22 protein-coding genes and 2 tRNA genes are annotated in these 24,291 nt (G+C 65.3%); 9 read left to right on the top strand and 15 right to left on the bottom strand.

Going from position 1 to position 24,291, the window contains the following annotated elements:
- Positions 1–5: 5 nt before the first annotated feature.
- Complete coding sequence (locus AC07NK_RS00500) at positions 6–1,118, bottom strand: S-(hydroxymethyl)glutathione dehydrogenase/class III alcohol dehydrogenase (RefSeq protein ID WP_495168611.1); 1,113 nt, start codon at positions 1,116–1,118, stop codon at positions 6–8.
- A gap of 69 nt (positions 1,119–1,187) precedes the next feature.
- Entirely contained in the window at positions 1,188–1,811 is a 624-nt protein-coding gene (locus AC07NK_RS00495; protein ID WP_495168610.1) for a DNA-3-methyladenine glycosylase family protein, read from the bottom strand.
- Between the two features lie 78 nt (positions 1,812–1,889).
- On the opposite strand from AC07NK_RS00495, the gene AC07NK_RS00490 reads away from it, so the two are divergent.
- Both AC07NK_RS00490 and AC07NK_RS00485 read left to right on the top strand, forming a co-directional pair.
- Positions 1,890–2,207 carry a 2Fe-2S iron-sulfur cluster-binding protein gene (locus AC07NK_RS00490; RefSeq protein ID WP_495168609.1) on the top strand — a complete coding sequence of 106 codons (318 nt, stop codon included), beginning with the start codon at positions 1,890–1,892 and terminating at the stop codon, positions 2,205–2,207.
- Between the two features lie 49 nt (positions 2,208–2,256).
- Positions 2,257–2,802, top strand: coding sequence for a hypothetical protein (locus tag AC07NK_RS00485; RefSeq protein WP_495168608.1), 546 nt, complete (start codon positions 2,257–2,259; stop codon positions 2,800–2,802).
- A gap of 63 nt (positions 2,803–2,865) precedes the next feature.
- Here the strand turns inward: AC07NK_RS00485 and AC07NK_RS00480 are convergent, their stop codons facing one another.
- Both AC07NK_RS00480 and rlmB read right to left on the bottom strand, forming a co-directional pair.
- The gene (locus AC07NK_RS00480) at positions 2,866–3,636 is read right to left on the bottom strand and encodes a hypothetical protein (protein ID WP_495168607.1); all 771 of its coding nucleotides are present in this window, start codon (positions 3,634–3,636) and stop codon (positions 2,866–2,868) included.
- Positions 3,637–3,655: 19 nt separating this feature from the next.
- Positions 3,656–4,411 carry a 23S rRNA (guanosine(2251)-2'-O)-methyltransferase RlmB gene (gene rlmB, locus AC07NK_RS00475; RefSeq protein ID WP_495168606.1) on the bottom strand — a complete coding sequence of 252 codons (756 nt, stop codon included), beginning with the start codon at positions 4,409–4,411 and terminating at the stop codon, positions 3,656–3,658.
- A 94-nt stretch (positions 4,412–4,505) separates the two neighbouring features.
- Between rlmB and AC07NK_RS00470 the strand changes: the two genes are divergently transcribed.
- Together AC07NK_RS00470 and AC07NK_RS00465 are read left to right on the top strand one after the other, a co-directional pair.
- Positions 4,506–4,591, top strand: a tRNA-Tyr gene (locus tag AC07NK_RS00470).
- Between the two features lie 32 nt (positions 4,592–4,623).
- Positions 4,624–4,697: transfer RNA gene (locus AC07NK_RS00465), tRNA-Gly, on the top strand.
- 25 nt (positions 4,698–4,722) lie between these two features.
- On the opposite strand, the gene AC07NK_RS00460 is transcribed toward AC07NK_RS00465, so the two are convergent.
- Genes AC07NK_RS00460 through gluQRS form a run of 3 tightly spaced genes read right to left on the bottom strand, consistent with a single transcriptional unit; the run spans position 4,723 to position 6,371 of the window.
- Positions 4,723–5,292, bottom strand: a complete 570-nt coding sequence (locus AC07NK_RS00460) for a cob(I)yrinic acid a,c-diamide adenosyltransferase (protein ID WP_495168605.1) — start codon at positions 5,290–5,292, stop codon at positions 4,723–4,725.
- A 4-nt stretch (positions 5,293–5,296) separates the two neighbouring features.
- Positions 5,297–5,527 (bottom strand): twin transmembrane helix small protein, encoded by a 231-nt coding sequence (locus tag AC07NK_RS00455; RefSeq protein WP_495168604.1) that lies wholly within the window; start codon positions 5,525–5,527, stop codon positions 5,297–5,299.
- 10 nt (positions 5,528–5,537) lie between these two features.
- Entirely contained in the window at positions 5,538–6,371 is an 834-nt protein-coding gene (gene gluQRS, locus AC07NK_RS00450) for a tRNA glutamyl-Q(34) synthetase GluQRS (protein WP_495168603.1), read from the bottom strand.
- Between the two features lie 114 nt (positions 6,372–6,485).
- Here gluQRS and AC07NK_RS00445 point away from each other — a divergent pair, with 114 nt between their 5' ends.
- The 4 genes from AC07NK_RS00445 to AC07NK_RS00430 all read left to right on the top strand — a co-directional run bounded on the left by AC07NK_RS00445 (position 6,486) and on the right by AC07NK_RS00430 (position 13,065).
- Entirely contained in the window at positions 6,486–7,052 is a 567-nt protein-coding gene (locus AC07NK_RS00445; protein ID WP_495168602.1) for an HNH endonuclease, read from the top strand.
- Between the two features lie 136 nt (positions 7,053–7,188).
- Positions 7,189–8,781, top strand: a complete 1,593-nt coding sequence (locus AC07NK_RS00440; protein WP_495168601.1) for a serine hydrolase — start codon at positions 7,189–7,191, stop codon at positions 8,779–8,781.
- Between the two features lie 63 nt (positions 8,782–8,844).
- Positions 8,845–10,902 (top strand): S9 family peptidase, encoded by a 2,058-nt coding sequence (locus tag AC07NK_RS00435; RefSeq protein ID WP_495168600.1) that lies wholly within the window; start codon positions 8,845–8,847, stop codon positions 10,900–10,902.
- An 84-nt stretch (positions 10,903–10,986) separates the two neighbouring features.
- Positions 10,987–13,065, top strand: coding sequence for a transglycosylase domain-containing protein (locus AC07NK_RS00430; protein WP_495169609.1), 2,079 nt, complete (start codon positions 10,987–10,989; stop codon positions 13,063–13,065).
- Here the strand turns inward: AC07NK_RS00430 and AC07NK_RS00425 are convergent.
- Positions 13,062–13,955 carry a bifunctional helix-turn-helix transcriptional regulator/GNAT family N-acetyltransferase gene (locus AC07NK_RS00425; RefSeq protein ID WP_495168599.1) on the bottom strand — a complete coding sequence of 298 codons (894 nt, stop codon included), beginning with the start codon at positions 13,953–13,955 and terminating at the stop codon, positions 13,062–13,064. The two genes, AC07NK_RS00430 and AC07NK_RS00425, sit on opposite strands and share 4 nt — an antisense overlap.
- 123 nt (positions 13,956–14,078) lie before the next feature.
- On the opposite strand from AC07NK_RS00425, the gene AC07NK_RS00420 reads away from it, so the two are divergent.
- Positions 14,079–14,630: a DUF4136 domain-containing protein gene (locus tag AC07NK_RS00420; RefSeq protein ID WP_495168598.1), complete on the top strand. Its 552-nt coding sequence runs from the start codon at positions 14,079–14,081 to the stop codon at positions 14,628–14,630.
- A gap of 50 nt (positions 14,631–14,680) precedes the next feature.
- Here the strand turns inward: AC07NK_RS00420 and AC07NK_RS00415 are convergent, their stop codons facing one another.
- The 7 genes from AC07NK_RS00415 to AC07NK_RS00385 form a co-directional block, all read right to left on the bottom strand.
- Positions 14,681–15,349 (bottom strand): glutathione S-transferase family protein, encoded by a 669-nt coding sequence (locus tag AC07NK_RS00415; RefSeq protein ID WP_495168597.1) that lies wholly within the window; start codon positions 15,347–15,349, stop codon positions 14,681–14,683.
- Between the two features lie 54 nt (positions 15,350–15,403).
- Entirely contained in the window at positions 15,404–16,198 is a 795-nt protein-coding gene (locus tag AC07NK_RS00410; RefSeq protein WP_495168596.1) for a protein phosphatase 2C domain-containing protein, read from the bottom strand.
- A 53-nt stretch (positions 16,199–16,251) separates the two neighbouring features.
- Positions 16,252–16,554, bottom strand: a complete 303-nt coding sequence (locus AC07NK_RS00405; RefSeq protein ID WP_495168595.1) for a hypothetical protein — start codon at positions 16,552–16,554, stop codon at positions 16,252–16,254.
- Positions 16,555–16,613: 59 nt separating this feature from the next.
- Positions 16,614–21,152: a glutamate synthase large subunit gene (gene gltB, locus AC07NK_RS00400; protein WP_495168594.1), complete on the bottom strand. Its 4,539-nt coding sequence runs from the start codon at positions 21,150–21,152 to the stop codon at positions 16,614–16,616.
- Entirely contained in the window at positions 21,149–21,883 is a 735-nt protein-coding gene (locus AC07NK_RS00395; protein ID WP_495168593.1) for a DUF2059 domain-containing protein, read from the bottom strand. Before AC07NK_RS00395 ends, gltB begins: the two co-directional genes overlap by 4 nt.
- Positions 21,880–23,337 carry an NAD(P)-dependent oxidoreductase gene (locus tag AC07NK_RS00390; protein ID WP_495168592.1) on the bottom strand — a complete coding sequence of 486 codons (1,458 nt, stop codon included), beginning with the start codon at positions 23,335–23,337 and terminating at the stop codon, positions 21,880–21,882. The genes AC07NK_RS00395 and AC07NK_RS00390 overlap by 4 nt, the downstream gene beginning before the upstream one ends.
- A gap of 141 nt (positions 23,338–23,478) precedes the next feature.
- A complete protein-coding gene (locus AC07NK_RS00385; protein ID WP_495168591.1) occupies positions 23,479–24,279 on the bottom strand; it encodes an undecaprenyl-diphosphate phosphatase in 801 nt (266 codons plus the stop codon).
- Positions 24,280–24,291: the final 12 nt, after the last annotated feature.

Here is a 24,291-nt window from a genome sequence, read left to right as displayed (position 1 = left end):
CTTGGTCAGTAGACGACGACGCTGCGAATGCTTTCGCCCGCATGCATCAGGTCGAACCCCTTGTTGATCTCTTCGAGGCTCAACACGTGCGTGATCATCGGATCGATCGCGATCTTCCCGTTCATATACCAGTCGACGATCTTGGGAACGTCGGTCCGCCCCTTGGCGCCGCCGAACGCGGTGCCCTTCCACACCCGGCCGGTGACGAGCTGGAACGGGCGGGTGGCGATCTCCTTGCCCGCTTCGGCCACGCCGATGATGATGCTCTCGCCCCAGCCACGGTGGCAGCATTCGAGCGCGGTGCGCATCACCTCGGTATTGCCGGTCGCGTCGAAGCTGTAGTCGGCACCGCCATCGGTCAGCTTCAGCACCTCGGCGATCACCTCGTCGCGGCTCTTGCCCTTGCCGTTGATAAAATGGGTCATGCCGAACTTGCGGCCCCATTCCTCGCGATCGGGATTGATGTCGACGCCGACGATCACGTCCGCGCCGACCATCCGCGCGCCCTGAATGACGTTGAGGCCGATCCCGCCCAGGCCGAACACCACGACCGTCTCGCCGACCTGCACCTTGGCGGTGTTGACCACCGCGCCGACCCCGGTGGTGACGCCGCAGCCGATATAGCAGCTGGTCTGGAACGGCGCGTCCTCGCGGATCTTCGCCAGTGCGATCTCGGGCAGCACGGTGAAGTTCGAGAAGGTCGAGCAACCCATATAATGGAAGACCGGCTGCCCCTTGTAGCTGAAGCGCGTGGTGCCGTCGGGCATCAGCCCCTTGCCCTGTGTCGCGCGGATCGCGGTGCACAAATTGGTCTTGCCGCTGAGGCACGACTTACACTGGCGGCATTCGGGGGTGTAGAGCGGGATGACATGGTCGCCCGGCTTCAGGCTGGTGACGCCCGCGCCGATTTCGCGGACGACGCCCGCGCCCTCATGCCCCAATACGCTCGGGAAGATCCCCTCGCTGTCGAACCCGTCGAGCGTATAGGCGTCGGTGTGGCAAATCCCTGTCGCCATGATCTCGACCAGCACTTCGCCGGGCTTGGGCCCTTCCAGATCGAGCTCGACGATCTCGAGCGGCTTCTTCGCCTCAAAGGCGACGGCGGCGCGGGTCTTCATGGTCTGGGGCCTCCTTGCTGTCCCGCGCTCTTTGGCAAGGGACGGGCAGGGGCGCCAGCCCTAGATGCCCTAGATGACGTCCATATCCGCCTTGTAGTGATGCCAGGCGAGGATCGCCGCCGCGCCGCGGTGCGGACGCCAGGGCTCGGCGATCTCTCGTGTGAGTTTCTCCGACGGGCGTTCGACATGGCCCATGATCCGTCCGACCTCGATCTGGACGGCGAGGTCGCCCGCGGGCCAGATGTCGGGCCGCCCCTCGGCGAACAGCAGATAGATCTCCGCCGACCAGCGCCCGATGCCCTTGATCCGGATCATCTGCGCGATCGCCTCCTCGTCATCGGCGGGAAGGTTGGCGAGGTCGAGCCGCCCGCTCATGACCTCATCGGCAAGACTGCGGGCGTAATTCACCTTCTGCCGCGACAGGCCGGCGGCGCGGAGGTCGTCGTCGCTGGCTGCCGCGACAATCTCCGGGCTGGTCAGGTCGCCCAGCGCCGCGGCGAGCTTGTTCCAAATCGATGCCGCCGCCGCGACGCTCACCTGCTGGCCGACGATGGTCCGCAGCAGCGTCTCGTAACCGCGGTTGCGGATGCGCGGCTCGGGATAGCCCACGCGGCCGACGGCCACCGCAATGAGGGGTTCGGACGCTGCAAGCGTATCGAGTGCGGTACGAAGCTGTTCGGCATTCAGGCCCATCAGGCGAAACCTTTAAAGAGTGAAACTTGAAAGCCGCGCCGTTCCTCGGCATTGGCGCGACATAGACAGGAGAATCCAATGCCCAAGCTTATCGTCGTCACGCGTGAAGGAGAAGAACGCGAAGTCGAGGGCGAAGTTGGCCTGAGCGTCATGGAAGTGATCCGGGACAATGGGTTCGACGAACTGCTCGCGCTGTGCGGCGGTTGCTGCTCGTGCGCGACCTGCCACGTCCATGTCGATCCGGAGTTTGCGGGCAAACTCTCGCCGATGAGCGAGGACGAGAACGACCTGCTCGACAGCTCGTCGGATCGCAACGAAACCTCGCGCCTGTCATGCCAGATCCAGTTCACCAGCGCGCTCGACGGCCTCAAGGTGACGATCGCCGCTGAGGACTGAGTCCGGCCATCGGGCAATGATGAGGAGGCGCGGGATGCGAGCGGGATCGGTGCTGATGGCGGGCCTGTTGGTGTCCTGCGCGGTCCCGGCCGCAAGCGCGGCTTCCGCCACGGCTTTTGACCCGGTCGCCGTCGATCTGGCCGATGTCATGGCCTGCAAGATCGATGGCCGCCACTATCTCGGTTTTGTGCTGACCATCAGCGACGAGGATAGCCCGGGCAGCGCGAAAGCGCGCGGCTGGGTAAAGCTTCCGTCCAGAAGCCTGTTCTTCTCGTCCTACCGGCTTCCCAAACCCGTCAGCGCCTTCGGTTACACCACAAGCACGGTGGCCTTCACCGGATCGGCAATGCTTGCGGTCCTCGATATTCCCGACGCATCCGCGCTCGGCGTCGCGCAGGGTGTGACCAACCTTCTGGAAGGATCGGGTCAGTTCAAGGGCGAACGGATTGTCGACGAATCGACCAGCGTCGACCCGGAATCAGGCTATGGCTTCAAGAACCGTTCGGCCTTGCAGATCGCGACCAACGCCGCCTTTCCGGGGAAGACGCTGATCGGGTGCAGCTACCGGGGCGAGATCAGACTGCCGGAATCCTGATCGTCCTGAACCAGCGCCGGGCACAATCAGCAACCAAATCTACGCCCAATCGCAACCGCCGCTTCAGGGCAGCGGTGCGACCTTGACCACTGCCATCGGGGCGTCCTTGCTCAGCGGGGTCGCCTTCCAGGTCACGGTCTTGCGGCCGTTCGCGCTGGTCGCGCCATTCTCGTTGTTCTGGCTCACCAGCTCGCCGTCGGTGACGAGGGTGAAAACGCCGTCCAGCTTGGCCTTGCTGTCGTCGCCCTTGCCCTTGGCGGGCGAATCATCGTCGCCGAACGCGGGCGCCTTGACGCGGACCTGATCGCGGCCGCGCAGCTCGATCACCACGAACGGGAAGATCACCTCGGCATCGATATTATAGGGCCACAGGAAGCTATGGGTCAGCTTGCCGCTGATCTGATAGTCGACGACGAACACGCCTTTGCCCTTGTAGGTGACCGATCGATAACCGGCCTCCTTGGTCAGCGCTTCGCCGATCGCCTTGAACTTGGCTTCCTTCTTGGCCTCGTCCGCGGCGGAATCCTCTTCCTGCGCGGGCTCTTCCTTGTTGCCCGGGGTCTTGCTCTGCCAGGTCGCTGGCTGGAGCATCGCCGTGTCGCTGGTTTCCTTCTTGTCCTCGTCCTTCGCGTCGTCCTTGAAGGCGTCGCCCATGCCCTTGGCCATCTCGCTGGCCAGATCGACGGCGATGACTTCGCCCTGATAGCTGAAAGTGAAGCTGCGGTCCGCGAGGATGGTGAGCGAGGAGGTGAACTTACCGGGGCTGAACGCGCAGCCGACCAGCACCAGCGGCGCGATCAGCACGAGCGCGATGCCCTTGATCCGTTCGAACATCGCTACTTCTCCTTGCGGCTTAGCGGGAAACCGCGGCGTAGAGCGCGATTGCCGCGGCATTGGATACGTTCAGGCTCTCGACCTTAGGAGAGATCGGAAGGCGCGCAAGCTCGTCGCAATGCTGTGCGGTGTTCTGGCGCATCCCTTCGCCCTCAGCGCCCAGCACCAGCGCGGGACGCGTATCGCCCATCACCTCGGCCAGCGTGCCCTTGGCCTCGCCCGCAAGGCCGATCCGCCAGAAGCCTGCCTCGCCGATCTCCTCGAGCGCGCGGGCAAGATTGACGACGCGGACCCATGGCACGATCTCCAGTGCCCCGGATGCCGAGCGCGCCAGCGTCCCCGATTCGGGCGGCGTATGCCGGTCGTGAGTCACGATCCCCAATGCGTCGAACGCCGCGGCGGAGCGCAGGATCGCTCCGACATTGTGCGGATCGGTCACATGATCGAGTACCAGCAAGGGCCGTCGGTCGCCCGCGCCCTGCTCCAGCAAATCGCCCAACCAGATATCCTCGAGCGGGTCGACCTCGATCACAATGCCCTGATGCGGCGCGTCACCGGGTACCATCCGGCCCAGATCGGCGACATCGGCATAGATGACCGGCATCGCCGGCGGCAGGTCGAACCCCGCCAGCGCCTCGCGCGTTCCCCACACCTTGCGCACATTGCGCTCGGGATTCGCCAATGCCGCAGACACGGCGTGGCGGCCCCAGAAGCGGGGGCGGTTGCTGTTCGATCCGGATTGGGGACGATGCCCACGTCTTGGCCTCTGGCTCACAATTGCGTGCTAGGCGCGACGAAAGCGCGGCGCAAGGCGTTGACAGGGACGGCGCGCTTCGGCAATGGCCCCCACTCGCTTCGGCGTGCCGCATGGAAGGGTGGCCGAGTGGTTAAAGGCAGCAGACTGTAAATCTGCCCGCGTGAGCGTACACTGGTTCGAATCCAGTCCCTTCCACCATCCCCCCTGGCGGGATATGCTGCGAGCCATGGGCGGGTATAGCACAATGGTAGTGCAGCAGCCTTCCAAGCTGAATACGCGGGTTCGATTCCCGCTACCCGCTCCAGCCCTCTCCCGAGAAAATCATGGAACTAGCGGTTCGCGCCCGGCTTCCACAGCACGTCGCCGCCACGGCCGTGATTCGCCTCGCGCGCCAGCACGAACAACAGGTCCGACAGCCGGTTGAGATAAGCGAGCGCCTGCGGGTTGAGTGAAACCTCATGCGACGCCGCGACCGCGGTGCGCTCCGCCCGGCGTGCGACGGCGCGGGCAAGATGGATCGCCGCCGCGGCTGCCGACCCGCCGGGAAGGATGAAGCTGCGCAGCGGGTCGAGCTTATTATTGGCCTCGTCGATCGCCGCTTCGATCCGCGTCACCTGAGCCGCAACGATCCGCAGCGCCATATCGCCCGGCGTGAAATCCTCGCCCGGTGTCGCGAAGTCGGCACCAAGATCGAACAAGTCGTTCTGGATCGTTTCGAGCAGATCGGCGGGATAGCCGCCGCCGATTGCGGCAATCGCGACCCCGATCGCGCTGTTCGCCTCATCGACATCGCCGATCGCGGCCATGCGCGGATCGTTCTTGGCGACGCGCGATCCGTCAACGAGCCCGGTGGTGCCGTCGTCGCCGGTGCGGGTGTAGATCTTGTTGAGCTTGACCAAGGCCTTAGCTGTTGCTCGCCATCAGCAACAGCAGCGCGACGATCGCGATCGCGATGCCCTGAAACAGGATGCGATGCTGCATCATCCTGTTCGACTTGAGCGCCGATGCGCTTGGGCCATTGCCGTCCTTCAGATCCGCCTCGGTGACGCGGAGGAAGGTGATGATCCCGCGGACCAGCGCGACGACGGTCGCGATCATCGCCGCGATCAGGAGCAGGATGAGGAAGAGTTTCATGGAAGTGACTCTAGGCCTTTACGGCCGCGAATCCAATCGGGAGTTCGCCTTTGCGCAGCGCGTCCGCCAGCGCCTGCCCATTCTCGCCCGCCTCACGCAGCACGGCAAGGGTGGGCGCATTGTGCCGCTTGGCGAGCCGTTCGCCATCCGCCCCGGTCAACAGTCCATGATGGTGGTAGCGCAGCACGGGCAGGTCGAGCAGGTGCTGAAGCAGGCGATGGACATGCGTCGCCGCGAGCAGGTCCTCGCCGCGCACGATATCGGTGACGCCCTGCGCTGCGTCGTCGATCGTGACGGCGAGATGATAGGACGCCGGCGCATCCTTCCGCGCCAGCACGACGTCGCCATGCGCTGCGGGATCGGCGACGATGATCCCGCGCTCCGAATCCTCGAAGTGGAGCGGCCCGCCGACCGCCCGCGCCATATCGATCCGCCAGCAATGCGGTCGGGACAGGTCGGGCGCGTCAAGCCCCCGGCACGTGCCGGGGTAGAGCGGCCCCTCCGGCCCATGGGGTGCGCTCACGCTGGCGGCGATATCGGCGCGCGTGCAGAAGCACGGATAGAGCAGCCCCGCGGTCTTCAGCCGCCCGAGCGCCGCTTCGTACAGCGCCAACCGCTGCGACTGGAACACGATTTCACCATCCCATCCCAGCCCCAGCCATTCCAGATCGCGCAGGATCGTATCGACATGCTCGGGGCGGCTGCGGGTGCCGTCGATATCCTCGATCCGCAGCAGGAAGCGTCCGCCCCGTTCCCGCGCGAAATCATGCGCGTGGATCGCCGAGAAAGCGTGGCCCAGATGCAACCGTCCGGTCGGACTCGGCGCAAATCGTGTCACGATCATCGCGCGGACCCTTGACCGCGAGTCACGGCATATGGTGTCATCACCGTGCAACGCTTCGTGGCGAGAGGCGACCTAGGCAGGACTTGTTCTGGCGTAACGGGCACGAGGGGGACCATGTACCATCCCGATCTGATCCGCCATCCCGATGGGTGCCCCGCCCTTGTGCTCAATGCCGACTATACCCCGCTCTCTTATTATCCGCTGAGCGTGTGGCCCTGGCAGACGGCGATCAAGGCGGTGTTCCTCGATCGCGTCGATATCGTCAGCCATTACGAGCGCGAGGTGCGGAGCCCCTCCGCCGCGATCAAGCTGCCGTCGGTGATCGCGCTCAAACAATATGTGAAGCCGTCGCAATTCCCGGCCTTCACCCGCTTCAACCTGTTCCTGCGCGACAAGTTTGAATGCCAATATTGCGGCAGCCCGCGCGACCTGACCTTCGATCATGTCGTTCCGCGCGCGCAGGGCGGACGGACGACGTGGGAGAATGTCGCGACGGCCTGCGCGCCGTGCAATCTGCGCAAGGGCGGGCGAACGCCCCGGCAGGCGGCGATGCCGCTCCACGTCGCGCCGATCCGCCCGACCAGCTGGCATCTGCAGGAACATGGCCGGCGTTTCCCGCCCAACCACCTGCACGAAACCTGGCACGACTGGCTCTATTGGGATGTCGAGCTGGAAGCGTAAGCTTTTCGCTGCGATCGTCACCCCGGACTTGTTCCGGGCTCCACCTGTCGGCAAGGTCTGCCCCGGAGGCTCTCGTGCAATGCTCGGGAGAGTCGTTGACCCCGGTACAAGCCGGGGCGATCGGGAGGCGTTTTTCATGAGTGGTTTGACGATCGATCGGCGCGGTGCGCTGGTACTTGGGCTGGGTGGTGCGGCAGGCCTGGCGTTGCCGGCATGGGCACAAGGCGCAACGCCGGCGGGGCTCGAGGCCGCGGTCGATGCCATCGTCGGGAACTTCATGAAGGCGTTCGAGACGCCCGGGATCAGCGTCGCGATCGTGCGCAAGGGGCAGGCGCCCTGGCTCAGGGGCTATGGCGTGCGGACGATGGGCAAGGCCGATCCCGTCGACGCGCATACCCGTTTCGGCATTGCGTCGAATTCCAAGGCGTTTACCGGCGCCGCATTGGCGATGCTGGTCGAGGAGAAGAAGCTCGCCTGGGACGAGCCGCTCGTCAAATATCTCCCCGAGTTCAAGATGGCCGATCCGGCGGTTACGGGCATGTTCACCGTGCGCGACCTGCTCGTCCACCGCTCGGGGCTTCCGCTCGGCGCGGGCGACCTCATGTATTTCCCGCAATCGAGTGCGGACGCCACGCAGGTGATGCGCGCGCTGCAATTCCTGCGCCCGGCGCGTGGCTTCCGGGCGGGCTATGACTATGACAACATCCTCTACATCGTCGCAGGCGTTCTGATCGAACGGATGTCGGGCCTGTCATGGCGCGACTTCATCTCGACGCGCATCCTCCAGCCGCTCGGCATGGCCGATGCCGTGCCCTCGCGCGAATTGCTGAGGACGGCCAATGTCGCGGGGCGGCACGCGCGGCTCGGGCCGCCGGCGCGCGGGATCGGCCCGATGAAGGTGATCCAGCCCGATGAAGGCCCGCTGATCGACGCCGCGGGCGGGATCAACGCCAGCGTTGCGGATGTCGCCAAATGGCTCGAGGTCCAGCTCGCGCTTGGCGAGATCCCCGGTGGCAAACGGCTGTGGAGCAAGGAATCCGCCATCGAGATGTGGAAGCCGCAGGTGATCGTCTCGTCGAGCGACGGCGGCACCGAAACCAATCCGGCGCGCGCGGTGATGGCGGGCTATGCGCTCGGCTGGTTCGTGCAGGATTTCCGCGGGCGCCGCCTGATCAGCCATTCGGGAGGTCTGTCGGGACAGGTGACGCAAACTGCCATGATCCCCTCGGCCGGGATCGGTGTCGTGGTGCTCAGCAATACCGAGGACGGCGTTTCGGGCGGGATCCGCAACGCGATCCTCGATCATCTGCTCGGCGCCCCTGCCTTCGACTGGGTCGGGAGCTATGTCGCGCGGAACAAGACCGCACAGGATGAGGCGATCGCGGGTCTCGCCGCGGGCGAGGCCAAGCCGCCCGAAGGTGCGCCAAGCCTGCCACTCAGCGCCTATGCCGGGCGTTATCGCGATGCCTGGTACGGCGACATCGTCGTCTCGGCGAAGGGCAAGGGGCTGCATATCCAGTTCGTGCCGACACCGGTCTTCAAGAGCGCGCTCGAACCCTGGGGCACCGACACCTTCCGCACCCGCTTCCCGGCGGGGGCAGGCGAGGATGCGGTGGTGAGCTTCGCCGTCGCGGACGGCAAGGTCACGGGCATCAAGATGAAGGCGCTCTCGCCGCTCGCCGACTTCAGCTACGATTTCCACCACCTCGACTTCGTGCCGGTGCGATAGGCGTATTATTGCAATAATACACTGGCGGGGGTAGTCTGGTCAGATCAACGGAGGGACCCATCGATGAAACGACTCGCCATTGCCCTGTTGTCGGGCGCCATGCTCATGAGCGCGGGCGCCGCCGTCGCAACGCCGCCGCAAGCGGGCGCGGATACGCTGATTCCGCGCAACAAGATCTTCGGTAACGCGAGCCGTTCGGGCGGGCAGATCAGTCCTGACGGCAAGCACGTCAGCTGGCTCGCGCCGGTCGGCGGGGTGATGAATGTGTGGGTCGCGCCGATCGCCAATCCGGGTGCCGCCAGGGCGGTGACAAAGGAAAGCAAGCGCGGCCTGCAGAGCTATTTCTGGGCGCCCGACGGTGCGCATATCATCTATCTGCAGGATAGCGGCGGGAACGAGAATTTCCGGGTCCATTCGGTCGCGATCGCGACGCTCAGGGATATTGCGCTGACGAAGGCGGGGGATAAGGTCCGTGCGGATATTCAGGGGGTCAGCAAGTTGCGTCCCGATGTCGTGCTGATCGGCCTCAACGACCGCAATCCGCAATTCTTCGATCTCTATGAGGTCGACTACAAGACCGGCGCCAGCAAGCTGGTGATGGAGAATCCGGGCTATGGCGGGTTCGTCATCGACAATCAGTTGAAGCCCCGCTTCGCCTTTCAGCAGGTGCCGGGCGGTGGCAGCAAATATTTCCGGCTCGGCGCCGACGGTAAATGGGCCGAAGCCTTCTCGGTCGCGAATGAGGATTTCTTCACCACCAATCCGGTCGGCTTCAACAAGGACGGAACGACCCTTTACTGGGCCGACAGCCGCGGCCGCGACAAGGCGGCTCTGGTCAGGATGGACGTCGCCAGCCTCAAGACCGAGGTGATTGCGGCGAGCGACAAGGCCGATGTAGCCGGGCTGCTCACCGATCCCGAAACCTATGAGCCAATCGCCTATTCGGTGAACTATCTCAGGAACGAATGGACCCCGCTCAACGCCGCGGCGAAGGCCGATTTCGCCTTTCTGAAATCGAAGCTGCCGGGTGAGATCGCGATCACCTCGTCGACCGACGACGGATCGAAGCTGATCGTCGCGGCGAGCGCGGCTGAGGCTCCGGCGACGGCCTATGTTTTCGACCGCAAGGCGAAGACGCTCACCAAACTTTACGAAACGCGGCCCGATCTTGCCGCATACAAGCTCCGGCCGATGTCGCCGGTCGAGATCCCGACCGGCGATGGCAAGACGCTGGTGAGCTATTTGACGCTGCCCGCCGGGGCTGACGCCAACGGCGACGGCAGGCCCGACAAGCCCGTTCCGCTGGTGCTCAACGTTCATGGCGGGCCGTGGGCGCGCGACGTCTATGGCTATAATAGCGGCCATCAGTGGCTCGCTAATCGCGGATATGCCGTGCTGTCGGTCAATTATCGCGGCTCGACCGGCTTCGGAAAGGGCTTCATCAACGCCGCGATCGGCGAATGGTCGGGCAAGATGCACCAGGACCTGCTCGATGCGGTCGACTGGGCCGTGAAGGGCGGCGTAACGACCCGGGACAAGGTCGCGATCTTCGGCGGCTCCTATGGCGGCTATGCGACGCTGGTCGGCCTCACCTTCACGCCGGATACCTTTGCCTGCGGGATCGATATCGTCGGTCCGTCGAACCTGAAGACGCTGATGGAAAGCTTCCCGGCCTATTGGCGCCCGATGCTCGAGGGGACGTTCTACAAGCATATCGGCGATCCCTCGAAGCCTGATGATCTCAAGCGGATGATGGCGCAGTCGCCGATCAGCCGGGTCGATGCGATCAAGCGTCCGCTGCTGATCGGGCAGGGCGGCAACGACCCGCGCGTGGTGAAGGCGGAGAGCGACCAGATCGTCGCGGCGATGAAGGCCAAGGGTCTGCCGGTCACTTACATCAACTATCCCGATGAGGGGCATGGCTTTGTGCGGCCGGAGAACCGTGTGAGCTTCTTTGGTGTCGCCGAGGGCTTTTTGGCCAAGTGCCTGGGCGGGCGGACTCAGCCGATCGGCGGCGACTTCGCCGGATCAAGCCTTCAGGTGCTTGAAGGCGCGGCCTATGTGCCGGGGCTGGCGGAAGCTGCACCCAAGGTCGCGGCCACCGCGCCGGCTGCCAAGTGATGCGGGCACCCGCCGCCTTGCCCGGTGTCGGGCGGCGGGTGCTTGTACGCGCTGTCATGGCGGGGTAAAACAGTGTCCGGTTCCATGCGCTACGACACACTTTATCCCGAGGTTGCGGATCCCCGCGCGCCTGCGGTTCCGCCCTCCGATCCCTTTGGTGGCCTGAACGGCGGAGACGTTCCGCCGTCCGGTCCGCGGCTTCCGCTCCGCAAGCGGCCGTGGTGGCGCTGGACGATGCGCGGCCTTGCTGGCTTCATCGTGCTCTTCACGATCACAATCGGCTGGCTGATCTTCACCGCCCCGCTCTCCAAATCGCTCGAGCCGCCGGTGCCGCCGTCGATCACGCTGCTTTCCGCAGAGGGGACCCCGATCGCCCGCACCGGCGCCGAGGTCGGCAAGCCGGTCGATGCGACGAAGCTTCCGGCGCATGTCGTCGATGCCTTTATTGCGGTCGAGGATCGGCGTTTCCGCAGCCATTGGGGCATCGATCCGCGCGGCATCACGCGCGCCTTCGTCAACAACGTCTTCACCAGCAAGAGCTCGCAGGGCGGCAGCACGATCACCCAGCAGCTCGCCAAGAACGCGTTCCTGAGCTCGAAGCGTACCTTCGGCCGCAAGTTTCAGGAGGTGCTGATCGCCTTCTGGCTCGAGGCCTGGCTGACCAAGGACGAGATCCTCTCACGCTATCTCTCCAACGTCTATTTCGGCGATAACCAATACGGTCTCGATGCGGCGGCGCGGCACTATTTCAGCCGTCCGGCGACCGAATTGACCACGGGGCAGGCGGCGATGCTCGCCGGCCTCGTCAAGGCGCCGTCGCGGCTCGCGCCGTCGAATAATCTCAAGGGCGCGCAGGAACGACAGGCGGTCGTGGTCGGCACGATGGTTGACGCCGGCTTTCTGAGCGAGGCGGAGGCGCGTGCGGTCGGCCCGACTCGCCTGCGCCTCGCACGCAGCAAAGCGCTGCCGAGCGGTACCTATTTCACCGACTGGGTGTTGCCCGAAGCGCGCGATCAGGCGGGCGAGCTCGGCGCGGTGCGTGAGGTGACGACCACGCTCGAAACGCGGATGCAGCGCGCTGCCGAGCGCGCGGTGCGCAATGCAGGCCTGCGTCAGTCGCAGATCGCTATCGTCGCGATGCGTCCTGATGGCCGTGTGATTGCGATGGTCGGCGGCAAGAATTACGGCGAATCTCCCTTCAACCGCGCGACGCAGGCACGGCGCCAGCCGGGATCGACCTTCAAGCTGTTCGTCTATCTCGCGGCATTGCGCAGCGGGATGACCCCCGATTCAACCGTGCTCGACGAGCCGGTGACGATCGGCGAGTGGAAGCCGAAGAATAGCGACGGCCGCTACCGGGGCGAGATTACGCTGCGTCAGGCGTTCGCGCGGTCGAGCAATGTCGCGGCGGCGCGTCTCACCAAGGATGTCGGCCCGGCCGCGGTAATCCGTGCCGCACGCGATCTCGGTATCTCGACCCCGATCGCGGAGGAAGCCTCGATCGCGCTCGGCACGTCGACCGTCTCGCTGCTCGAGCTGACCGCCGCCTATGCCGCGATCGCCAATGGCGAGGCACCGGTGCGTGCGCGCGGCCTGTCGGATGCCGATGAGCCGGGCTGGCTCGATCGCCTGACCGGTTCGCAGCGTCCCATCGGAAAGCGTGAGCTGGCCGGAATGCGCGAGCTGCTCGCGGCGTCCGTGAGCGAAGGCACGGGCCGCGGCGCGGCGCTCTCGGTCGAGACCTTTGGCAAGACGGGCACGACCCAGGACAATCGCGACGCGCTGTTCATCGGCTATGCCGACGGCATCGTCACCGCGGTGTGGATGGGCAATGATGACAACAAACCCAATCCCGGCCTTGCGGGTGGCGGCGCGCCGGCACGGGTGTGGCGCGACTTCATGGCGCAGGCGCTGGGCGTCGCGGTGCAATCCAGGCCCGAACCGGTGGTCGAGAATCTGTCCGACGTGCTGGTGGACGAGGGCGAGAACGTCATCGACGAACCGATTGAGATCGAGGGCAGTTTTGGCGGTCAGTCCGTAGGCGTTCGCGTCAATCGTGACGGAAGCCTCGAGATGACCCGGCCCGGCGAACCGCAGACCGAACCGCCACCTTCCGAGCGGGACCGCCGCCGCCGCGAACCGGCGCCCGACGAAGGTCTTTAACGCACGCCGTCGGGCGCGACGGATTTCTCGAAGAAGACCTCCGCATAAGGGTTGTCGTTGTACCGCCCGATCTGCGTCCAGCCCGCGGTACGATAGAAGCGTTCGGCTTCGGGCAGGGCGCTGTTGGTGTCGAGCCGCAACGTATCGATCGCCAACGCCCTGGCAGCACCTTCCGCACTCGCCATCAGCCGCCGGGCAAGCCCAAGCCCGCGCGCACCGCGATCGACCCATAGCCGCTTGATCTCGGCGGTGCGGCCGCTTTCGCCCTTCAACGCCACGCAGCCCACCGGCAGCCCGTCCGACATTGCGATCAGGAAAGCGCCGCGCGGACGGATCATGGCCTCGGCATCGGGGTCGCAGGATCGCGCAACCTCGAACCCGCCGGGAAAGCGGGCGTCGAGCTCGGCGTAATAGCGACCGAGGCAGTAGCGTGCGGCGTCGCTGGCGGGATCGACTTCTTCGATGGCGACGCCGTCGCGGCCGAACGCGGCGGCGATCAGGTCCATCGCATCGAGCAACGCGTCGCGGTTCGATGCGCGATCGAGGAATGACGCCGCCTGCGTATCCGAGAGCGCTTCATAAGCGCGGAACTCGGTCATGCCCGCCGTGGTCAGCGCAGCGATCCGGCGCCGGGCATCGTCGGGATGCGGCGTCGTGCGGATCAGGCCTTCCTCCTCAAGGCTACGCAGCAGCCGGCTCATCAACCCGGAATCGAGGCCGAGATAGGCGCGCAGCTCGGCAAGGTCCGACCGCCCCGAACCGATCGCATTGATCACGCGCGCAGCCCCGAGCGGGCGGCCGCGGCCGAGGAATGAGGTGTCGAGCGCCCCGACCTCGCGGGTCACGGCGCGGGCGAAGCGGCGGAAGCGGCTGACGGGATTGGCGATCATTTATCTGACTTTGGTCAGGTAAATTGTCTGGGTCAAGCGCTACAATCTACTGGCCGGCGTGGCCGAGTCCGTTATGTCAGTGGACCGGCCAGCGGGAGCAGCCGTTAAAGCGGAGTTGCGTAGATGACAGCCAGTGCGATGATTGCGTCAATATTGCTGGCCGCTGCGCCCCAGGCGGCGCAGGCCGAGCCCGAAGTATTGCGGCCCGGAACCGTCGCGATTGAGCCTGTTGCCGATCCGGCCATTCCGGCTTCGGCCCGGCAGACCTTCGCCGACGCCGTCGAACGGGCATTGTCTGATGCACGTTTCATGGCGCTGCCCGTGACCAGTCGCAGCCGCTACATCGCTCGGGTCAAGGTGACCCGGACCACGCGCGGTGCGGTGACCTCCAAAGGGAAGGCGCCCGGGCCGGGTGCCGCTGTGGGCAATTGGGGTGGCGCGATCGCCGTCACCTTGCCTTCGAACAAACAGCAACTGCGTGGGTTGATCGTTACCGAATTGGAGGTCGAGCTTGTCCTGCGGGAGGGGATGCAGCCGGTATGGCGCGGCCGAGCGCTCACCGCTCAGGCCGAAGGAACGCAAGCCGATGCGCCCGCGACGCTCGCGCCCAAGCTCGCCAGTGCTGCAATCCGCGGTTTCCCGGCGCAGCAGCCCGAGGCGCTTTCGATTCCGTAGCGCTGGGGCGCGGGCTGGCGCCGTCACGTTTCAGCTGTGCTGAAACAAACTTAAAGGTCGAGCTTCTCATATTCGGGCGGCGGGTTGATCCCCTCCATTCGCTCGGCAAGCAGCGGGCGGAAGCTCGGGCGGCTCTTCATGCCGATATACCAGCGTTTGGCCTGTTCGTGGCTCTTCCAGTCGATCCCGCCCAAATAGTCGGCGACGCTGATCTGCGCCGCGGCGGCAAGGTCGGCGAGGCTCATCGTCGCGCCGCCCAGCCAGGTACGGTGGTCGAGCAGGAAGTCGATATAGTCGAGATGCGCGACTGCTGCCTTCATCGCCTCGCGCAGCGCGGTCGAATCCGGGGTGGCGCGGTGGACGATGCGCTTGAGCATCCGTTCGTGCAGCAGCGGGCCGGTGATGTCGCGGAAGAACTGGACGTCGAACCAGGCAACGAGGCGGCGGATCTCGGCGCGGTCGGCCGCGGTGCCATTGAGCAGAGCGGCCTTGCTCACCGTTTCCTCGAAAAACTCGCAGATCGCGACCGAGTCGATCAGCACCACGCCGCGGTCGTCGGCCATCACCGGGGTTTGCCCGGCCGGGTTCATGTCGAGGAACTCGTCGCGCCGCGCCCAAGGCGACTCGCGCACCGGCTCATAGCCGACGCCCTTCTCACCAAGGACGAGTCGGACTTTGCGCGAAAAGGGGCAAAGCGGGAATTGGTAAAGCTGCCACATGACCTAAGGCTTTAGGCGGCGGATACGGGCGGCGGCAAGCGCCGGTTTCGCGGATCAGGCCGCGACGCGCAGCCACAGCGCGGTGGCATCGTCGCTGCCTTTGAAACGCGGGTAACGTGAACGCGTCCCGTCCTCTGTCTCGATCGCACGGAGGCGTGCAGCGAGTGCGGGCAGGCCCTCGGTGCGTAACAGGGCGATGAAGGAGTCCAGCGCCATTCCATAGTCGTCGACCAGTGCGGCCATCCCGTCGGTCATCAGCAGGACTTCGTCGCCCGGCTCCACCGGAACCCGAAGATGCTCGACATGGACTCTGTGCGCGGGGTCGACGCCCAGAATGTGACGCTCAGGCCGCATGCGCTCCGCACGCAGCATCTCCAGAGGGCGTTCAGGGCCCGTCGCATGGACCCGCGCCTGTTCGGTCTCATCGGCGCTCGGCTGGGGACCGAGGCGTGTGATGACCTCTCCGCGTAGAGTCAGGCACACACAATCGGCAAGCCACGCAAGATCGAGCGCGCCGTCGGTCAGCGCGATCGCGAGAAACGCCGCGCTCGGCAGTTCCCATGCGCTGACGGGATCGCGAACGCGCTCGGCGGCATAGGCGGCAGCGGCCTGCGCATAGACATAGTCGAGCGTGTCGCCGAGCGTGCCGGGTTCGGCGGCTGCAAAGGCGCGTGAGACGGTCGCGGCCAGCCACGCCGCCCCCGGCTGGCTGCCCATCAGGCCGGGCGGGCCAAGATCGGTCGAGCCATCGATCATCCACGCACGCTGCGACGTGGCGCCACAGCGGTCGTCGTTAGGCGTGCCGGTAGAGCCGGCGAGGCTGATGCTCTGAATGAGGTCGAAATGCATGCCGCCCGCTATCGCGCACTTGTGACCGGACGGCTACGCCGTTGGCGCTTGCCTCAATAGGTGTCGCCGGGGCAGGGTTCCCCGACGATGCTCCAGATCATGCCGCCGGCGTGCCGTTTTGACCCGATCACGCGGACCCGCTCGCCTTGCTGGACCGCGGGCAGACAGCGCATTTTGCGTCCGACCCTGATCTGCGTGCCGTCATCCAGTCGCAGCCCGACCAGGACCGAAGCTTGCCCTGCACTATTACTCTGCGGAACCGCGTATCGGATCGAAACGACCGTCGCTTCGGCCCTGTTGACCGGCTGGTCAGGGTCGGGAAGGGCAACCCAGCTGAACCAGGCGATTGCCCCCATTATCGCAAGGATGGCGAGCGCGGCTGCGACGTCACCCCAGGACAGCCGCAGCCAAAAATTCACTCCGCCGCGACCAGCTCGACGCTGTCGTCCAGCGGGTACGACAGCCGCTCGAGCATTTCCTTCGGCACTACCTGCCAGAAGTGGCCGCGCACCCGCTCCCAATCCTCAAGCAGCCCGCTCGACCAGCTACTGTCGGTCGCCGCGCGATGCTCGGTGACAAGGTTCTTGAGCACCGCCTCCCAGTGCATCGACGACAGGCGCTGCCAGACGATGCTGTCGGGGTTGGCGTTGGCCTCGAATACGCCGTCTTCGTCATAGATGAACGCCATGCCGCCGGTCATGCCCGCGCCGAAATTGGTGCCGGTTCTGCCCAGCACCACCGCGACGCCGCCGGTCATATACTCGCAGCCATTGGCGCCGCAGCCCTCGACCACGACCTGAGCGCCCGAGTTGCGGACCGCGAAGCGCTCGCCGGCCTGGCCTGCGGCGAACAGCTTGCCGCTGGTCGCGCCATAGAGGACAGTGTTGCCGATGATCGTGTTGTTCTGGCTGGCCAAGGGTGAGCTCACCAGCGGGCGCACCACGATCGTGCCGCCCGACAGGCCCTTGCCGACATAGTCGTTGGCATCGCCGAACACTTCGAGTGTCACGCCCTTACACAGGAATGCGCCGAGCGACTGGCCGGCCGATCCACGCAGGCGGACCTGAACGTGCCCGTCATTGAGCTTTGACATGCCGAAGATCCGCGTGATCTCGCTCGACAACCGCGTGCCCACCGCGCGGTGCGTATTGCGGACGTTATAGGCGAGTTGCATCTTCTCGCCGCGCTCGAACACCGCCTTTGCGTCGGCGATGATCTGCGCGTCGAGGCTGTCGGGCACCGCGTTGCGCCAGGTGTCGAGGCTGAAGCGGCGCTCGCTTTCCTCGGCATCGACCTTGGCGAGGATCGGGTTCAGGTCGAGGTCGTCGAGATGCTCGGCGCCGCGGCTGACCTGACGGAGCAGCTCGGTCCGCCCGATCACCTCGTCGAGACTCTTCACCCCCAGCCGGGCGAGTATCTCACGTACTTCCTCGGCGATGAAGGTCATCAGGTTGATGACCTTCTCCGGCGATCCGGTGAATTTTGCGCGCAGGCGGTCGTCCTGGGTGCAGATGCCGACCGGGCAGGTGTTCGAATGGCACTGGCGCACCATGATGCAGCCCATCGCGACGAGGCTGAGCGTGCCGATGCCATATTCCTCGGCGCCGAGGATCGCGGCGATGACGATGTCGCGACCAGTCTTCAGACCACCATCAGTACGCAGCTTCACGCGGCCGCGCAGCCCGTTGAGCGTGAGCGTCTGGTTGACCTCGCTCAGGCCCATCTCCCATGGCGTGCCGGCGTATTTGACCGACGTCTGCGGTGAGGCGCCGGTACCACCGACATGGCCGGCGATGAGAATGACGTCTGCATGCGCCTTCGCGACGCCCGCCGCAACGGTGCCGATGCCGGCCGAGGACACGAGCTTCACGCAAACCCGTGCACGCGGATTGATCTGCTTGAGATCGTAGATGAGCTGCGCGAGATCCTCGATCGAGTAGATGTCATGGTGCGGCGGCGGGCTGATCAGCGTCACGCCGGGCGTCGCATGGCGCAGCCGGGCGATGAACTCGGTGACCTTGAAGCCGGGCAGCTGGCCGCCCTCGCCGGGCTTGGCGCCCTGCGCGACCTTGATCTCGACCTCGTCGCACGCGCCGAGATATTCGGCGGTGACGCCGAAACGGCCCGACGCGATCTGCTTGATCGTCGAGTTGGCGTTGTCGCCATTGGCATAGGGCTTGTAGCGGATCGAATCCTCGCCGCCCTCGCCCGACACCGCCTTGGCGCCGATCCGGTTCATCGCGATCGCCAGCGTCTCGTGCGCCTCGGGGCTCAGAGCACCGAGCGACATGCCCGGGGTCACGAAACGCTTGCGGATCTCGGTGATCGCCTCGACTTGGTCGATGCCCACGCCTTCGTTGGGGAAATTGAACTCAAGCAGGTCGCGGAGGTAAACCGGCGGCAGGTCGCGCACCCCGCGGGAGAATTGCAGATAGGTCGAATAGCTGTCGGTCGCGACCGCGGTCTGCAGCGTGTGCATCAGCTGCGCCGAATAGGCATGCGTCTCGCCGCCATGGCGCTGGCGATAGAAGCCGCCGATCGGCAGCGTCGCGACGCCGGTGTCGAAGGCGGCGTCGTGGCGCAGCTTGGCGTTGAGGTGCAGCGAGGCATAGCCCTCGCCCGAGATCTTCGCGGGCATTCCGGGGAAGAAGTCGTTGACCAGCGCACGGGAGAGCCCGACCGCTTCGAAATTATAGCCGCCGCGGTATGAGGAAATCACCGCGATCCCCATCTTCGACATGATCTTGAGCAGACCCTCGTCGATCGCCTTGCGGTGGTTCCTGAGCGCCTGCTCGAACGGCATGTCGCCGAACAGCCCGCGCGCGTGACGATCCGCGATCGACGCCTCGGCGAGATAGGCGTTCACGGTGGTCGCACCGACACCGATCAGCACTGCGTAATAATGCGTGTCGAGGCATTCGGCCGAGCGCACGTTGACGCTGGCATAGCTGCGCAGCCCCTTGCGCACGAGATGGGTGTGCACCGCCGCAGCCGCGAGTACGCCCGCGATGGCGATACGCTCGGGTCCGACATGCTCGTCGGTCAGGAACAGCTCGGTCGCGCCCGCGCGCACTGCCTGTTCCGCCTTGAAGCGGATATCGGTGATCGCCGCGCGCAGCGTCTCCGGGCCGCCGCCGGCGGGGAAGGTGCAGTCGATCTCGGCGGCGAGGTCGCCGAAATGACCCTTCAAACGTGCCCAGTCACCGTTGGTCAGCACAGGGCTTTCGAGCACCAGCACCTTATTCGCGGTTTCCCCGGTATCGAGGATGTTGGCGAGGTTGCCGAAGCGCGTCTTGAGCGACATCACATGCCGTTCGCGCAGGCTGTCGATCGGCGGGTTGGTGACCTGCGAGAAGTTCTGGCGGAAGAACTGGCTGATCAGGCGCGGCTTGTCGCTGATGACGGCAAGCGGGGTGTCGTCGCCCATCGACCCGACCGCTTCCTTGGCGTCGGTCACCATCGGCGAGAGGATCAGCTCCATATCTTCAAGTGTCTGCCCGGCCGCGACCTGACGGCGCGTCAGTTCGGCGCGGTCGAAGCGCGGTTCGGCTTCGTCCACCACCGGAAGATCCTCGACCGTCACGAACTCGCCGATCATCCCGGCATAGTCATACTCGTCGGCGATCCGGTCCTTGACCTCATCGTCTTGGTAGAAGCGGCCTTCGTCCAGATCGACGGCGATCATCTCGCCCGGTCCTAGCCGGCCCTTGGCGACGATGGTCGATTCAGGCAACTGGACCATGCCGGTCTCGGATCCGACCACCAGCAAGCCGTCGGAGGTGCGGGTATAGCGCAGCGGGCGCAGCGCGTTGCGGTCGACGCCTGCGACCGCCCAGCGACCATCGGTCATCGCAAGCGCGGCTGGGCCGTCCCACGGCTCCATCACCGAGGCGAGATATTTGTACATCGCCAGATGATTGGCGGGCGTCTCCGGCCCCATCGCTTCGGGCACCAGCATCAGCTTGGCCGTCGGCGCATCGCGGCCCGAGCGGCAGATTGCCTCGAACACCGCGTCGAGCGCCGCAGTGTCGGATGCGCCCGCCGGGATCACCGGCTTGATGTCTTCCGAATGCTCGCCAAAGGCAAGGCTCGCCATCTTGATCTCGTGGCTGAGCATCCAGTTCTTGTTGCCGCGGATCGTGTTGATCTCACCATTGTGCGCGAGGCAACGGAACGGCTGTGCCAGCCACCATTGCGGGAAGGTGTTGGTCGAATAGCGCTGATGGAAGATCGCGACGCGGCTGACGAAACGCTCGTCCTTAAGGTCGGGATAGAATTCGCTCAGCGATTCCGCGAGGAACAGCCCCTTGTAGATCACCGAACGACAGCTCAGCGAACAGATGTAGAAACCGCTGATCTGCGCCGCGATGATCCGCTTCTCGATCCGGCGGCGAACGAGATAGAGGTTCTTCTCGAATTCCTCCTGCGACACTGCGTCGGGCAGCGGCCCGGCGATCATGATCTGCTCGATTTCGGGCCGGGTTGCCTGCGCTTTCTGGCCGATGACCGAGACGTCGACCGGAACCTGGCGCCAGCCATAGATGGTGTAGCCCGCTTCGATGATCACGCTTTCGACGATCGTGCGGCAGGCTTCCTGCGCGCCGAGGTCGACGCGCGGCATGAAGATCATGCCGACCGCGAGCCGGTTGGGCAGCACCCGGTGGCCCGATGCCAGCACCGCGTCGTCGAAGAAGCGCAGTGGCAGATCGACATGGATGCCCGCGCCGTCGCCGGTCTTGCCGTCGGCATCAACCGCGCCGCGGTGCCACACTGCCTTCAGCGCGTCGATCGCGCTCTGCACCACGCGGCGCGAAGGCTGGCCGTCGATCGCCGCGACCATGCCGACGCCGCAGGCATCGCCTTCGAACTCGGGGCGGTACATGCCTTCACGGGCGAGGCGTTCGCGCTCCAGGGCCATATGAGCTGCGTTGGGCATGGGCGTGCTGATCGTCATTCCGTCTTCCCCTTGGCGAAGCGGGCGACCACGCGCTCGATCGCCTTATCCATCTCTGCGCCTTCCCAGGGCGTTTCCTCGTTCATCCAGTCGATCGCGAGCTGCTGAGTCTTCGAGCTAAGCGCGCGCATCCTGGGCGCCACACCCGATTGCGCGAATTGGACCAGCGCCGCCTTGTCGCTCGCGTCCATCGTTTTCATAATGTCCGGTACCGTGGCGCGGATGTCGGTCAGCACGGATTGCGCGCCGAACTTGAAATCTTCGGACTTGCTTGCCTCGGCGATGATCGCCTTGGGCTTGATCGCGGCCTGCATCGCCGCGATCAGCTTGGTCCCCGTCGGTGAACTGTAGAAAGCGATCAGCGTATCCAGCTCGGCCGCGGTGAAATTAGAGCCATAGAGCGCGGCCTGGCGCCGGTGCAGCTCCGGAAGCCGCTCGCGCGACGAACGATCGACGATCGGCAGGAGCTCACGTGCGAACGCCAGGGTGATGCCCGGGGTCGCCTTCTCCATCTCTACCAGCTCCTCACGTGAGCCCCAGAGCTGCCGGAGCATGTCGAGTGCCTCGGCATCGCTTGTACTGCCGATGATGATGGCGTCGCTGTTGAGGATCTCGGCGAGCTTGAGTGCGCGTTCGGAAACCGCGGGCGAAACCGTGGATACGGCGGGGGATTGCTGCGCGACGGCAGGTGCGGCGAGCGCAAGCGATGTCGCAAGCGCGATACCGATCACGCCGCTGCCTCCATCCGTGCCTGTGCGGGGTTCGCCTTCTGACTCTTCAGCCAGTTGTGCATCCGCTCGCTCACATCGCGCCCGTCGCGGATCGCCTGAACCACCAGGCTTGCGCCCTTGACGATGTCGCCCGCGGCGAACACGCCGTCGAGGTTCGACATCATCGTGCGCGCGTCGGTGCGGACCGTTCCCCAGCGCGTAACACCCAGTTCCGGCGTCCCGAACAGCACGGGCAGGTCTTCGGCATCGAAACCGAGCGCCTTGATCACGAGATCGGCGGGCACGTCGAACTGCGCTCCGGGATCGGGTTCGGGCGCACGGCGGCCGCTGGCGTCTGGCGCGCCGAGGCGCATGCCGACGGCCTTGACGGCGGTCACCGTGTCGCCGCCCTCGAAGGCTTCGGGGGCAGAGAGCCAGACGAACTCGACGCCTTCCTCTTCGGCATTGGCGGTCTCGCGCTGCGATCCGGGCATATTGGCGCGGTCGCGGCGATAGAGGCACTTCACGCTCGCTGCACCCTGCCGCACCGCGGTGCGGACGCAGTCCATCGCAGTATCGCCGCCGCCGATCACCACGACATCTTTGCCTTGCGCATTCAGGCTGCCGTCGTCGAATGCGGGGACCGCGTCGCCAAAGCTCTTGCGGTTCGATGCGATCAGATAGTCGAGCGCCTCGACCACGCCGTCGGCGCCGACGCCCGGCGCCTTGATCGCGCGCGCCTTGTACACGCCCGTCGCGATCAGCACCGCGTCGTGCTTCGTGCGCAACTGTTCGAGCGTCGCATCGCGCCCGACTTCGAAGCTCTGGTGGAAGACGATGCCGCCCTCCGCCAGCCGGTCGGTGCGACGCATCACGACTTCCTTCTCCAGCTTGAAGCCGGGAATGCCATAGGTCAGCAGTCCGCCCGGCCGGTCATGCCGGTCATAGACATGCACGTCATAGCCCAGCTTACGCAGATACTCCGCCGCGGTGAGGCCTGCGGGGCCGGCGCCGATCACGGCGACCGACTGCCCGCGCGCGGGACCGGGGACGAGCGGCTCGACCCAGCCCTCTTCCCACGCAGTGTCGGTGATGAACTTCTCGACCGACCCGATCGTGACCGAGCCGTGCTGCGAGAATTCGATGACGCAATTGCCCTCGCACAACCGGTCCTGCGGACAAATGCGGCCGCAGATCTCAGGCATGGTCGAGGTGCTGTTGGACAGCTCATAGGCTTCGCGCAGCCGCCCCTCGGCGGTCAGGCGCAGCCAGTCGGGGATGTGATTGTGTAGCGGACAGTGAACCGAGCAATACGGCACGCCGCATTGCGAGCAGCGCCCGGCCTGTTCCTCTGCGGACGGCGGAGCATAACGCTCCGCGATCTCGCGGAAATCCTGCGCACGCAGCTGGGCCTCACGCTTCGGCGGAAACGCCTGCGCACGGTCGACGAATTTGAGCATGACTTCGTTTGCCATGCCCGCGCCGTGACAGCTCGCGAAAGGCGAGTCACGCGAAAACCAGCATTTAAGTAAGTAATGCTGACCTATTTAGCAACAATCGATCAGGATTCCACCTCTAGTTGCGATACGCTCTCAACAATAATGGCCGTTACGGACTTATCTGGCCAGCAGCCAGATCAACGCTGCGCTTCCGACGATGATTCGGTACCAGGCAAAGGGCGCGAAGCCGTAGCGCCCGACAATTTTCACAAAGGCCCGCACCACCAGCAGCGCCACGACGAATGCCGCCCCGAACCCGATTGCGATTGCGCTCAGATCGTCGATGCTGAGCAGGGCGCGGTCCTTCCACAGCGAATAGGTGGTCGCCGCGAGCATCGTCGGCACCGCGAGAAAGAAGCTGAACTCGGCGGCGGTCTTGCGCTCGACCCCCATCAGCAGCGACCCCATGATCGTCGCGCCCGAGCGGCTGATGCCGGGCAGCATCGCAAGGCACTGGACGACCCCGATCGACACCGCGGTGCCGGTCGGAATCGCTTCGACGCTGTTGTAGCGGGCGGTCTTCACCATTCGCTCGATCAGCAGGATCAGGAAGCCGCCGACGATCAGCGCGACCGCGACGATTACCGGGGTCTGCATCGCCGCGCGAATCGCGTCATAGGCGACCACGCCGATTGCCAGCGCGGGGGCGAAGCCGATCAGGATGTTGCGCACGAACGCCACCGATTGCGGTTCGCCGCGCAACAGACCGGTCCCGCGGTCCCAGAAAGTACGCCAATAGGCGACCAGCACCGCCAGGATCGCGCCGAACTGGATCGCGATCTTGAAGGTGATCGAACTACTGTCGTTGAACCCGAACAGTTCGCCCGCGAGGATCAGATGCCCGGTCGACGAGACGGGCAGGAATTCGGTTAGCCCCTCGATGATCCCGAGCAGGATATAGGTCAGCGTATCACTCATGCCGGATGGCTC

Source organism: Sphingomonas sp. GW821-FHT09B04 (genome assembly GCF_059418285.1).
The sequence above is the reverse complement of the archived record's forward strand: the minus strand, read 5'-3'. Positions and strand labels throughout refer to the sequence as shown.

Excerpts from the sequence above, each read along its gene's own strand:
- gltB (WP_495168594.1), bottom strand. The coding sequence starts at position 21,152 with ATGACGATCAGCACGCCCATGCCCAACGCAGCTCATATGGCCCTGGAG.
- AC07NK_RS00390 (WP_495168592.1), bottom strand. The coding sequence starts at position 23,337 with ATGGCAAACGAAGTCATGCTCAAATTCGTCGACCGTGCGCAGGCGTTT.
- AC07NK_RS00500 (WP_495168611.1), bottom strand. The coding sequence starts at position 1,118 with ATGAAGACCCGCGCCGCCGTCGCCTTTGAGGCGAAGAAGCCGCTCGAG.
- AC07NK_RS00415 (WP_495168597.1), bottom strand. The coding sequence starts at position 15,349 with ATGTGGCAGCTTTACCAATTCCCGCTTTGCCCCTTTTCGCGCAAAGTC.
- AC07NK_RS00410 (WP_495168596.1), bottom strand. The coding sequence starts at position 16,198 with ATGCATTTCGACCTCATTCAGAGCATCAGCCTCGCCGGCTCTACCGGC.
- AC07NK_RS00495 (WP_495168610.1), bottom strand. The coding sequence starts at position 1,811 with ATGGGCCTGAATGCCGAACAGCTTCGTACCGCACTCGATACGCTTGCA.
- AC07NK_RS00435 (WP_495168600.1), top strand. The coding sequence starts at position 8,845 with ATGAAACGACTCGCCATTGCCCTGTTGTCGGGCGCCATGCTCATGAGC.
- AC07NK_RS00425 (WP_495168599.1), bottom strand. The coding sequence starts at position 13,955 with ATGATCGCCAATCCCGTCAGCCGCTTCCGCCGCTTCGCCCGCGCCGTG.
- AC07NK_RS00405 (WP_495168595.1), bottom strand. The coding sequence starts at position 16,554 with ATGGGGGCAATCGCCTGGTTCAGCTGGGTTGCCCTTCCCGACCCTGAC.
- AC07NK_RS00480 (WP_495168607.1), bottom strand. The coding sequence starts at position 3,636 with ATGTTCGAACGGATCAAGGGCATCGCGCTCGTGCTGATCGCGCCGCTG.
- AC07NK_RS00385 (WP_495168591.1), bottom strand. The coding sequence starts at position 24,279 with ATGAGTGATACGCTGACCTATATCCTGCTCGGGATCATCGAGGGGCTA.
- AC07NK_RS00445 (WP_495168602.1), top strand. The coding sequence starts at position 6,486 with ATGTACCATCCCGATCTGATCCGCCATCCCGATGGGTGCCCCGCCCTT.
- AC07NK_RS00420 (WP_495168598.1), top strand. The coding sequence starts at position 14,079 with ATGACAGCCAGTGCGATGATTGCGTCAATATTGCTGGCCGCTGCGCCC.
- gluQRS (WP_495168603.1), bottom strand. The coding sequence starts at position 6,371 with ATGATCGTGACACGATTTGCGCCGAGTCCGACCGGACGGTTGCATCTG.
- AC07NK_RS00490 (WP_495168609.1), top strand. The coding sequence starts at position 1,890 with ATGCCCAAGCTTATCGTCGTCACGCGTGAAGGAGAAGAACGCGAAGTC.
- AC07NK_RS00440 (WP_495168601.1), top strand. The coding sequence starts at position 7,189 with ATGAGTGGTTTGACGATCGATCGGCGCGGTGCGCTGGTACTTGGGCTG.
- AC07NK_RS00455 (WP_495168604.1), bottom strand. The coding sequence starts at position 5,527 with ATGAAACTCTTCCTCATCCTGCTCCTGATCGCGGCGATGATCGCGACC.
- AC07NK_RS00430 (WP_495169609.1), top strand. The coding sequence starts at position 10,987 with ATGCGCTACGACACACTTTATCCCGAGGTTGCGGATCCCCGCGCGCCT.